The sequence below is a fragment of the Armatimonadia bacterium genome, from assembly GCA_039679385.1.
Classification (GTDB): Bacteria; Armatimonadota; Zipacnadia; order Zipacnadales; family JABUFB01; genus JAJFTQ01.
The window spans coordinates 22,031-33,991 of record JBDKVB010000007.1; the positions used below are offsets into that span (position 1 = coordinate 22,031).

The 11,961-nt window shown below is 66.0% G+C and carries 4 protein-coding genes; 2 read left to right on the top strand and 2 right to left on the bottom strand.

The annotated features are described in order from the left end of the window. Positions 1 to 21: 21 nt before the first annotated feature. Complete coding sequence (locus ABFE16_00575) at positions 22 to 4,743, bottom strand: hypothetical protein (GenBank protein MEN6343766.1); 4,722 nt, start codon at positions 4,741 to 4,743, stop codon at positions 22 to 24. Between the two features lie 188 nt (positions 4,744 to 4,931). On the opposite strand from ABFE16_00575, the gene ABFE16_00580 reads away from it, so the two are divergent. Together ABFE16_00580 and ABFE16_00585 are read left to right on the top strand one after the other, a co-directional pair. Next, complete coding sequence (locus tag ABFE16_00580) at positions 4,932 to 8,147, top strand: hypothetical protein (GenBank protein ID MEN6343767.1); 3,216 nt, start codon at positions 4,932 to 4,934, stop codon at positions 8,145 to 8,147. 52 nt (positions 8,148 to 8,199) lie between these two features. Continuing rightward, on the top strand, positions 8,200 to 9,948 hold the full coding sequence (locus ABFE16_00585; GenBank protein ID MEN6343768.1) for an alpha-L-fucosidase: 1,749 nt from the start codon (positions 8,200 to 8,202) through the stop codon (positions 9,946 to 9,948). Positions 9,949 to 10,022: 74 nt separating this feature from the next. On the opposite strand, the gene ABFE16_00590 is transcribed toward ABFE16_00585, so the two are convergent. Further along, complete coding sequence (locus ABFE16_00590; GenBank protein MEN6343769.1) at positions 10,023 to 11,903, bottom strand: heparinase II/III family protein; 1,881 nt, start codon at positions 11,901 to 11,903, stop codon at positions 10,023 to 10,025. Between the last annotated feature and the right edge of the window lie 58 nt (positions 11,904 to 11,961).

An 11,961-nucleotide genomic window follows, 5' to 3' on the forward strand; every position in this document is an offset into this window, starting at 1 on the left:
CTTGCTTGGGCGAAGGGACGGCTAAGGCTTCGCCGGCAGCTTCACTGCCACGAGTTCGCGGTCGCCGGTAGCAAGGATCTCGTCCTGGCCGTCACCGTCGACATCAGCAGCGGCCACCTTGCGCACCGGACCCGACAGGCGCAGCAGAGGCGTGACATGACCTTCGGCATCGACGAGTTGCAGCAGTCCATCGGCACAGCCGACGGCGACGCTGTCACCGCAGGCGGCCAGCATGAGAGGTATGCCGGATAGCTGCCTTCGCCAGGCCGCGCTGCCATCACTGCGGAAGGCGGCCAGGTTGAGGTCGTGAGACTCGGCGGAGGCCACCAGAAGGGTCCCCTGCGGGCCTCGCAGCGTCGTCAAGTCGGTGACGAACCCACCCACGTTGGCATCGAAGACCCGGTTGCCGGCGCCATCGCGCACGTAGACCCCGCAGGTCTGAGCGCCGAAGACGGCTTCGTCCTTACCGTCACCGTTCAGATCAGCGCAGAGGGCTGCCGTGCTGATCGGCCCGGGCCCCGAGACCACGTAGAGGCGCTTCCCGGCACTGTCGAGGACATCCCAGCCGTAGTACTCCTGGCCGCAGAGGATCTCGAGCTTGCCGTCTCCCTTGAGGTCGCCGAGGGCCCCCTCCTGGCCGGCATGCTCGACTTCGAAGGCCCACAGATCGGCTCCCCTGGCGTCGAGGCAGTAGAAGTGCCAGTTCTCGCAGGACACGACGACCTCGGTCTGCGCGTCTCCGTTGAGGTCGCCCAGGCCGGTCCACATCACATTGCCCTGACGGCCCCAGAAGAAGGGGAACTCGCGGGTCCAGAGTTGCTTGCCGGTCGGGTCGAGGCAGAGGAGCCGCTGACCGTTGGTGCCGACCAGGATCTCGTCGCCGGGCTTTCCGTCGAGGTTGCCGGCAGCAAGGCAGTTCACCTGGGCTCCGGCGTCTGCCGACCAGGCGACCTTGCCCTCGGTGTAGGCAAGGACGGTGCCGTCGCGAAGGCCGCAGATCACCGAGGCCGTGCCCCGCGTCAGAGCGGCACTGCAGAGGGCGGTCGCACTCCCGGTCTCGTTGGGCTCGATGCGTGGGGTACCGGTCTGCGGCGTCTCAGGAAGGCCCCAGGCACGGATGCCCTTGAGGAAGAGTGCGCAGCCCTTGCGTGGCGTGGCGCTGACCTTGAGGTACCGGGCGCGCAGGCCGGGAGTATCGACTGCGTACTCGGGATAGGAGGGCACTTCGTGGTCGGCCGCGTCCTCGAACCGCTTCAGCTCCGTCCAGGGACCGTTGAGGTTCTCCGCGGCACTGAGGGTGAGCGACGCGAGACGGTAGCTGATCCCGCGAGCGGAGTTGTTGGTGCACATCGTGCGGACGGCGACCCGGGAGACGTCGCGCACTTGCGGCAGGCTCACAGTGATCTCCGCCGCCTGGTCCTCCGGCCAAAGCACGATGCTGTCCCAGTCCGAGGCGAGCCGCTGCGGGTCGATACGGTACCCGGCATCCCAGGTGCTGACAGGTAGCGGCAAGGGCGTGCAGGAGACCTGCGTGCCGACCTCGCTGGTGACCAGTCGCGGCATCGGAGGAAGCTCGGTCTGCCACAGCGGCCTCGCGATCGGCTGAGCCGTCGACGGAGCGGGTATGGAGGCCGGAGGAAGGGTGGCAAGGGATTCGAGTGCCATGAACTGCTCCGTGAAGAGCGGCTGGGACTGGGCTGCGAGGCCGGGCAGATCTACGGAACCTCGCTCCATGGACCCCTCAAGGGCCTTGCCCTGCAACTCAAGGTGGTAGGCAATGGGCGCGCTGCAGTCGGCGGTCAGTCGCGCCGGAGCGAGAGTGAGTGAGTAGGAGGCGGGTGCCGAGGTCGTCACTGTCAGAGCGCCCCAGTGGAACCGTGTGGCTTCGGCGACGGCGATGGCTCCCGAATCACGCACGATCCAGAGACGGGCATCGGTGTCCGGGGCTCCCGCGAAGGTCGGCTGACCGGTACCTGCGACGAAGCGGTTGCTGCCGCTGCCCACCAGCAGAGCATCACCGGGCAAGCGACGCACCGGCGCCGGGGCTTGCCCCGTCTTGTGGGTCTGGATCACGTTAAGGAAGCTGGAACTCTCGCCGGGCTGCAGCCTGCGCTGTTGGGTCTGTCGCAGCTCCTTGACCAGCCCATCGTTGCAGTAGGGATAGCTTCCGTAGTAGTTGATCCCGTGGTAGTCGAGCATCTCGCGCGCCCGACAAAGGGAGTCATCGACGCGGCTGAGGGTCATCGATTCGCCCTGCTGGTCGACGGTGAAGGCTCCGTTGTCGGAGAGCCGGGCATCGCCCAGACTTCGCCAGAGCGCCTCGAAGGAGTACTCGCCGGGCTCACGCGCGGTCAGACGGTCCACGACGACGACAGCCTCCTCCGGCAGCCACAGGAGGCTGCGACGCCAGTCCACACCGTTGTAGGCGCTGGAGAGCAGCTCGACCAATCCGGCGGAGCCCAGACTGGCCTTGGCCTCCAGGCTCACCAGAGGCGGCGGCGCGTAGGAGACGCCGTCGTGGTTGACCAGCATCGTGTTGTGTCGGCGAGCGCTGATCTCGACATAGTGGCCCTCGGTGAGGAACAGGCGACCGTTGTCGGTGAAGCGCAGGATCGAGGCGCCGTCTTCGTGGCCATGACTGAGGACGGAGATCCCGTCGATGAGCAGGTACTGGTCCTGGGGAGTGAAGCCCGTACGCAAGGAGAGCTTGTCGAAGGCCTTCTCGGGAGGAACGGACTCTGCCGGCCACTTCGCGGCCTCGGGGTCTTTGCGGGTTGAGGCGGCCACATCATACAGGCGACCCTTGAGTGGGATGTAGGCGACCCCGAGCAGGTCAGTGGGGAGCTTCGCCGGGCGGTCGTTCGCGAAGGCACCCAGCGGCGGACGAGTGCCCTGGAGGAACCACTTGAGCGTGTCGTCGCCGTAGAACCAGTTCGCCTTCTGCAGGAGGCCCGTAGGAAGTGAACCGCGCCAGGCGCCGTCATCGCCGAAGGTGCCGCCACCGTTGATGTTGTCGGTACACAGCATCTGCCAGCGTGCCTGCAGCAGACAGTTGCCGTTGGTGAAGTAGTCCATATCGCCGGACTTGAGGGCGTACTCGGAGAGGAAGTCGTTGCCTGCGATGGGGCCGTAGGCGTAGGAGTCATGCACCCGCGGCGTCTGCTCGCCCAGGGTGATGAGTGGTTCGGTCATGGTCTTCCAGTGACCGTTGATGCCGTAGTAACGGTCGAAGTAGGCTCCGTGCATGTACAGGCACAGGCCCTGGTCGAGCTGGTGTCCGTCGACGATGGGGCGATTGACGCTCTGCACGCTGCGACCGTAGGCCTGCTCGTTGCGCACGCCGATGAGTAGGAGGCGATTGAGTATCTCCAGCTTCAGCGTATCGGGCAGGGCCGGGCACTCATCGATCAGGTCCCAGCCCTCCAGGGTGTTGAAGGTCCACTCCATCGGCCCGCGAGCATTGGAGGCCGGGGCGTCGAGGATCTGGCGCCAGATCGCCGCGTAGAGGCGGGCCCAGCGCTCGTCACCGGTCAGGTACCAGTTGCGGGCCATGGCCTTGGTGCCCTGCATGGTATCGCGCACGGGCACGAAGGCATTGGTGTCGAGGGCGCTCCTCGCCGCAGCGGCCTGGGTAGCGATGGCGGTGTCACTGGGACCGGTGGCAGGTACGATGCCGTCGGCGAGAGCGGTGTCGCCGGGCTGAAGGTCCATGAGGTCAGGGAGTACGAGATCGGTCCGGGTAGCAGAGCGCCGGATCGTCTCGAGCAGACGCTGCAGGGCAGGCTCGAAGCCCGCGGGGTCACTGGCTCCCACAACCACCACATTGCGACCGGCGCCCCAGGGGTCATGGACAGTCTGGACCACCACACCGGGATTGCCCAGGGCGAGGAGGTTCGTCGTGGAGCCCTCTTCGTACAGGGCCACGTCGTCGTACCAGATGCTGCCCTCGCCGTGCAGGTACAGGAGGAGGCGTCCGAAGGCGGCGCCCTCGGGGACCTTGAAGGGGTTGGCGACGGTAGTCCACTGGTCGGAGGTCTGCAGCGTCACGTCGTTACCGCCCAGGGGACGGCTGGGGGTACCGTTGTCGTAGAAGTCTACGTGGAAGAGGCCACGAGCCTTGGGCGCAAGCGTCGCGCGATAGGCTACGGTCATGCGGTAGGAGTGCCCCGGCTTGACGTCGAGGTTGCGCATGACGCAAGCTCGGCCCTCCGGCTCTGACCGCTTGCCATCGATGCGGACGCTGTTTGGCGCACTGCGGAACTGCGTCGAGTCCAGGGTCAGCGCATGCGTGGCCCCGGTCGGCGTGGAGTACGCCCACAGGTCGGGGGTGCCGTCCGAGTTGCTGTCGCGGTCGAAGCCGGGATTGGCCAGACCCTTGCCCGGGTAGATACCGTCGACGAAGCAGAGACGCCGGGCGTAGAGCTTGCCGATCAGCGCGTTCGAACTGCAGTCGCCGAGAGCGAGGCAGTGCTGCTGACGCAGTGTCTCCTCCGTGAGAGAGGAAGCCGACACAAGGGGGAGCTGCACGCCCGTGAGTCGGGCGATCTCGGCCTGGAGGTTCTTCGCCAGCTCTTGGAGACGAGGGTCCTCGCCGGGGACAAGGAGGGCCTGAGGCTTCCCGGCGCTCACCAGTGGAGTCTGCAGGCAGGGGTCCTTGAGACGGTCGAGGTGGTCCACCACTGCCGCCTGGGCGGAGAGAGTGGCCAGCAGAGTCAGGGCGAGACTCAGACAGAGACGTCGCATGGAAGTGCCCCTCCGGAGACGGATTGCGGCCTCGAGAGACAGTATTCTCGTTGCCCTCGGCGCGGACCTTGCCCCGGAACAGGTTGCCGCAGGCCCAGGCGTCCACGGTCAGTACCCAAGGAACCGGCGCGGGAGGCGGCGAACTCTTTGGCCAAAGCCGTGCCGACTTCGCGAGAACGGGTGAAACCATGCGCAACTTGTGCTCTGTCGCAGTCGTAGCCCTGGGAAGTGCGCTTGCGTCGATGCCCGCGGTGGCAGGGACGATCCCCTGGGATACCACCTACGCACCGGAGGGTCTGCCGCAGGTGACGGTCCGCTGGGAGGATCCGGAGCAGCGTGAGGTCTTCGTGGTGGAGGGTCAGGAGTACCAGTGCCGGGTGGCGACGTGGCCGGCGAAGATCCTGTCGCTGCGAGTCCACGGCAAGGATCTACTCGGCCCGGAGGGCCTCAGTCCGAGCTTCGTTGATGCCCAGGGCAGCCGATACACGGTAGCACCCCGGGACCTGACGCCGGTCTGGGACGTGTGGCGACGACGCTGGACACCGGCCTCCGACTCCCGGGCTCGAATGAACGTGTGGAGCGCGAGTCCCTACTACTGGGACGCGCATCTGCTGGAGATACCACTGGTAACTGAGGGCTACCTGGCCGCACGCAGCTCTCTGAAGGAGGGCCGCCTTCTGGCCGGGTGGGACTTCCAGGCCGATGCAGAGGGTTGGCGAGCGCTCCATAGTTGCACCGTCGAGGCGAAGCCCGAAGGAACGCTGCTGATCACCGCCACGGGTGATGACCCGTACCTGGAGAGCCCGGCGGTGAGTGTTGCCGGGCCGCTGCAGGTCGTGCTACGGATGCGGACGCAGGCTGGTGGCGGCGCCGCCCTCTACTGGACCTCGGACACGGCCCCCGAGTATGGCGGAGGAAGTGTGGCGACCTTCCCGGTCACGGCGGACGGCGAGTGGCATGAGTATCGGGTGCCGATTCAGTTCGCTGGGAAGCTGACTCGCGTGCGTCTCGACCCGCCGGGTGAGACCGGGACCACCGAAGTCGAATGGGTGCGCCTCCAGGAGCGCCCGCAGGATGACCCGAAGGCGCCGAAACCCGCTCGCGGTGAGTTGGTATTCCACGCCTACGCAGACCAGTTGCGGATTGAGTTTCGAGTGGACCAGCCCGAAGGCCAACCCGCTCCACAGAGGGCCATCCTGGAGGGCGAGACCCCCGGGGCGAGGGTCGAGACAGTTGGAGAACGCCCGCTGCTGAAGCTGGGCGAAGGAGAAGGCACAGCGCTGGTTCTGGGCCGCCCGCGAGCGACCTTCGACCCGGAGCACAAGCTCTGGTCGGCACGGATGGAAGACGCGCGTCCCGGCACCTACTGGGTGATGAAGCCGACGCATTCAGGGACGACTACGGAAGCGTTGTTTGCGAATGACCTGTTCCCGATGGGCGACAACGCGGTCTCCGTGACCGGGGGCTACTGGCTGGGCTATGACGAGGCCTCTGGGCTGTACCGGGTCCAGGTGGCGCGAACCGGCGGCGGCTATAGCTTCGAAGAGGGCTACATGAACCCGAGTCGGCGTGCCTCCGTGGGTCTGCGTTTCCACGATGAGAGCGTGGACCGGTCGATGATCGTGAAGTGCATGACGGGGATCGGTTGCCTGGAGGCTTCCGTGCTGACGGACGAGTACGGCTTTCCGCTTCCGACGCCTGCCTTCGTGTGCAAGAACTTCGGTGGCGAGCTGGAGGAGCCTGACGACTCGGCCTACGGGGACTCCTACTTCCCGGTGGCCCTGGAGGCCAACCAAGACAAGTCGCTGCAGGTGGCGAACCTGATCCAGGGCTGGGGCAACCACATGCTCAAACAGGTGTCCTCGATCCGCTTTTTCAACATCTACTGGCACCTGTCTACGGGCGCCTCGGAGACGACCTGCTTCACCCACAACTGGATGCAGATCGGGCGCAGCGGAGTACTGCACATCCCCGACTTCCGCCCGCTCTCAGGGCCCTTCACGGTGGGGCAGCCGCAGCATGGGTGCGTGCAGTGGCCAGGCTTCCTGCAGTACAACGGCGGCAAGGGCAGGCTGGTATATGAGAAGACGGTACTCGAGTCGGTCAGCCCCTGCCTGGCTCGATTCACGCTGCACTACCACACCTCAGACGACACCGCGCGGGCCCGGTTGTCGGTGATGGAGATCCCGCAACGCGACGAGATGCGTACCTTCGTGCGGCTACGGTACGACTGGGAGAAGCCGGTTGAGATCGTGGGCGACGCTCGGCTGAACTTCCGGTGGCTGAACCTCTTCGAGAAGCGGATGCCCGCTGCGCTGATCTACACCGACGCCGAGGCCAAGACCCAGCAGGTGGCCATGAAGACCGACGACACCCCGATGCTGACCGGCGTGCCGCTGACGAAGCAGTCGCCCTTCGTGGGCTCGGTGGCAGACGCCGGCGGGTATGGCTGCGTGGTGCTGGTGCGTGGATTCCGCGCTCGGCTGGGAGGAGTGGACTACGACCAGGCGGCCGTCTCGGCCCAGTTCGGTACCGGCGACGGGAGCTACTGGCTCACGGTGCCGACGGAGACGCTGAAGCTGCTTGCCGGCGACTTCGTCGAGGCCGAGGTCATGCTCATGCCGCACGGAGAGCCGACACTGCCCGCCTTCAAGGCCGAACGGGAACGCACCGAGCGCTTCGGAGACGGCGTGCCGGTGGTGAAGGAGGTCAAGGTGGGGGAGAAGCTGTCGGACTTCCCGGCGAGGGTGCAGGCGGCAGAGGAGGTGGCTGCCTTCTCGATCGAGGGCGGCTTCGACTACATGCCGCTCATCGTCGAGGGCTTCCAGCGGCCGGGCGTGCCGATCCTGTGGCGAGGTGACCTCTGGCAGGACCAGCAGGTCGGCGGCGGCGACGGCTACCAGGTGGAGGGCGATGGGAAGGGCGGCTACCGATTCGTGTTCCTCTACCCGGTTCGCAGGGGGCAGGGACTGAGCTGCATGGTGACGAGAGCGGATTGCACCACGGGGATCAGTCGGATGTACGACGAGAACGGAAGGCTGGTGCTCGAGGCCCCGCAGGAGGGCGAGTTCCACCTGAAGGCCCCGGTGCTGTTCGGGCCGGGCCGGAACGTGCTGACTGCCGGTGCGCCGGTTCTGTCCTTCACCGGGCAGGGGACGCGGGTCGCTGCAGTGCCGGTGTCCGTCTCGCCGGTTGAGGGAAGGGCCGTCGTTGAGACGAACGCCAAAGGCGATCAGGTGCGTGTGGCGGGTGCGGCGACGGTGACCTTCTCGCAGCTCCAGCCGGGCGGCGTGTACCAGGTGACGGTGGACGGTGTCGCCACGACTCAGGCCGCCGACCAGGGAAGGCTGCAGGTTCAGGTGAAGGGGCCGGAGAGCCGTATCGCGATTGCCCTGCTGAAGTGACGCACGGGACTTCGTTTCCCTCTGCACACGCTGAGCGAAAGGTGGAGATCAGATGCGAATCAGACTGGCTTTGACGGTTGTGCTCCTGGCAGCCATGGGTACGGCAGCCCTGGCGCAAGCCCCGGCGACGGCACCCGAGGAGACCAAAGAGCAGCGGGACGCACGGGTGCAGTGGTGGCGTGAGGCGCGGTTTGGCCTGTTCATCCATTGGGGGCTGTATGCGGTGCCTGCCGGAGTGTGGAAGGGGCAGCCGGTCGCTGGGATCGGTGAGTGGATCATGAACCGGGGCAAGATACCGGTCCAGGACTACGGCGCCCTGACAAGCCAGTTCAACCCCGTGCGGTTCAACGCCGACGAGTGGGTGTCGATGGCCAAGAACGCCGGGATGAAGTACATCGTCATCACCTCCAAGCACCACGACGGCTTCGCGATGTTCCGGTCGGCGGCGACGCCCTACAACATCTACGACGCGACGCCCTTCCACCGCGACCCGCTGAAGGAGCTTGCCGAGGCCTGTGAGCGCCAGGGCATGCGACTGGGCTTCTACTACTCCCAGGCCCAGGACTGGCACCACCCGGGCGGCGCTGCTTCAGGCGGCCACTGGGACAAGGCTCAGGAGGGCGACCTGGGCCAGTACCTGCGCACGATCGCCGTGCCGCAGGTGCGGGAGTTGCTGACCAACTACGGGCATGTTTCGGTGCTGTGGTGGGATACGCCGGTGGGGATGACCAAGGAGTATGCCGACCTGCTGCGACCGCTGCTGAAGCTGCAGCCGGGGATCATCACCAACAACCGGCTGGGTGGCGGTTACGGCGGCGACAGTGAGACACCGGAGCAGCGGATCCCGGCGACCGGTCTGGGCGACCGCGACTGGGAGACCTGCATGACCATGAACGACACCTGGGGCTTCAAGGTCAACGACAACAACTGGAAGCCGACGGTCACGCTGATCCGGAACCTGATCGACATTGCCAGCAAGGGCGGCAACTACCTGCTGAACGTGGGGCCGACGGCCGAGGGCGTCATTCCGCAGGCCAGCGTCGATCGACTGGCGGAGATCGGCAAGTGGATGAAAGTCAATGGCGAGGCCATCTACGCGACGAAGCCGAGTCCCTTCAGGAAACTCGCCTGGGGACGCTGCACCCAGAAACCGGGTAAGCTATACCTGCACGTGTTCGACTGGCCGACTGACGGGAAGCTGGTTGTGCCGGTGCTGAACCACGTCACGAAGGCCTACCTCCTGGCGGACCCGGAGACCACGCTGAGCACTACAGCGACGGCAGACTCGGTGACCATCGCCGTGCCTCCGACGGCACCGGATACCCTGGCCAGTGTCGTCGTGGCGGAGATCGAAGGCGAGCCACAGGTCGCGGTACAGGACACGGCCATAGCCCAGCAGTCGGACGGGACGGCGAGGCTGCGCGCCTTCGATGCCGAGGTGATCGCCAAGAGCGCGAAGCTAGAAGGCTCCGGCGAGCAGAACATCGGGTTCTGGACCGAGGTCGACGACCTGGTGCAGTGGCAGTTGCGAGTGGACAAGCCGGGGCGCTACGAGGTCCAGGTCAACTACTCCTGCGAGCCCGGCAGTGAGGGGAGCGAATACGTTGTTGTGATCGGCGACCGGGCGGTTGTGGGGAAGGTGGCGGCCACGAAGTCGTGGACGGACTACCAGGTGGCAAGCCTCGGGACGGTGGACCTCACCAGCACGGGGAAGGTCGGGGTGATGGTGCGGGCTTTGCGGAAACCGGCTCTGGCGGTGATGAACCTGCGGTCGGTGGTGCTCAAGCCGGTTGCGCAGTAGGCACAGGGGAGCGTTGCGAGCCAAGATAGCGATGGCCGGGCTGCTTGCAGCCCGGCCATCGAGGTTTCGGCAGACTACTCAGCAGTTACGCGCAGAACCCACTTACCTTCAGCGACTGCCTCGCGGCTTGTGAGGGTGATGCGGTACAGGTGGTCGCCCCATACGGGCACCATCCTGGGGTCCTGCAACTCGAGGCGTTCTACGGTCGGGGTCAGAACCTCGGCCGGATACTGCATAGTCACCCTTCGGCCATCCGGCAGCACGATCACGCCGGGTTGTGAGACGTCCGGCTCGCAGGGCGTCATGAGGCTGAGGGTTACCTCAGCGGCCTTGGTGAGACGGAAGTCGTCGATGACTTCGACCGCAGAGGAGGAACCGCGCTGCAGGCAGAGAGTGCGCTGCCAGGTCTTCACACCGGCCTCCTCAGGGTAGGCGCCGGCGATGTCCAGCGACAGGCAAGCATGGTCGTCGGTGCACTCGTGGCGAGCATCGCGGGCACGGAAGCTGCCACCGGGAGCCTGCTGCACGCCGCCGATAGTGGGCAGGTTGTGGTAGGCCGACTGCATGGTCCACAGCTCATAGCGGCGGGAGCTGAAGGTCTTCGCGGTGTACTGCTCCACACCGGCGTCGATGAGGATCGGCCGGCCGTCGCAGAAGAGTATGAACTGGCCGACGTCGTTGTGGTTGTGGCTCTCGGCGTTGTGTCCACCCTTGCCGGCAAGGTACAGGCCCTTGTCGGAGCCCTCCTGCTCACGGGCGGCGAAGACCTCGATCCCGTCCATCCAGACGTCACGGACGAAGGGTGGCTCGGGCGATGCAGGGAGGATCTGGCTGTAGTTGAAGGCTGCCGGTAACTTGCGCCCCAGAGTGAAGGCACCAATCAGGGTCTTCTCTTCCGTTGTGCGGCGATGGAAGGCCGCCGAGCCCAGGGCCATGAGATTGTTGTCGCCGATGCGTTGCCCGTAGCGGAAGACCATCTCGGCGGAGATGCCGACCTTCGCGCTGCCGTCGGCGAAGTTGAGGAACCAGTTGCCGCCGCCGATGTAGGAGCGATAGAGGAACCGGCCCAGGTTGGCGACCAGCGGCTCCGCGTAGACGTCGATATGGCCTGCTGTGGCGCCGTGGAGGAGTTCCAGGCAGTCGAAGAGCGAACCACCGGCGCGGTCCCAGTAGGAGGTGCCCTCGTCGCAGCCACCGTCGGAGTGGTACACAGCCAGGAAGCTGTCGAGACTGCGCAGGGCCTTGGCGACAGCCGCAAGCCGCCGATCGAAATCGGTCTCCAGCACGAGCGCGGCCGTCAGGCAGTTCGAGTTGCACCACGGGCACCAGTTGTTCACGCTCCGGCGGGAGGACTCGTTGAGGCCCATCCACCAGAAATCGTCGCGGTTCAGGTAGGGCTCAAGGATGCGTTCGCTGACTTCGCGCCGCAGGCGGTCGCAGACAACGGGCGCCTCCATCTCCAGTTGTGAGGAGAGCAGGTAGTAGGTCCACGCCATCAACCCGCCGGTCTCGGCCGCGAACAGGTCGATGATGCGCTCGGCGGTGTCGGGCAGCGGGCTGCCGGGGAACCGCTGCGACTGGTTGTGAGCGGGCACGCCCCAGAAGGACTCCTCGCACACCGCCCAGAGGCCGTTGATAATGTCGTCGAGGAAGCGGCCCTTGTTCTCGATGCACTCGGCCATGACCAGGTTCGAGAGGTCACGTCGGCGAGCGAAGTGCGGACCTTCGTAGCGGCTGCGGTTGCCCATGCGGCGGAACTGCATGAACAGCGTCGCGGGCAAGGAGGGCCACTCGTGGTACAGGAGCTTCTCGGCTGCCTGCAGGTAGGCATCGCAGACCTCCCGGGGCAGTGTCTCCCAGGCCTCGCGTTCCTTGGCGGTCGGGAAGGGATGGTACTGATCCTGGGGCAGCAGGAATCGGGCCAGATCATCTCTGGGGTAGCGTTCAGCTAGCACGGGAAGGGTTTCCTTTCGCTCGGGCAGACGCGCTTGGGATCGGATTCCGGTCAACAAG

Excerpts from the sequence above, each read along its gene's own strand:
- ABFE16_00575 (MEN6343766.1), bottom strand. The coding sequence starts at position 4,743 with ATGCGACGTCTCTGTCTGAGTCTCGCCCTGACTCTGCTGGCCACTCTC.
- ABFE16_00580 (MEN6343767.1), top strand. The coding sequence starts at position 4,932 with ATGCGCAACTTGTGCTCTGTCGCAGTCGTAGCCCTGGGAAGTGCGCTT.
- ABFE16_00585 (MEN6343768.1), top strand. The coding sequence starts at position 8,200 with ATGCGAATCAGACTGGCTTTGACGGTTGTGCTCCTGGCAGCCATGGGT.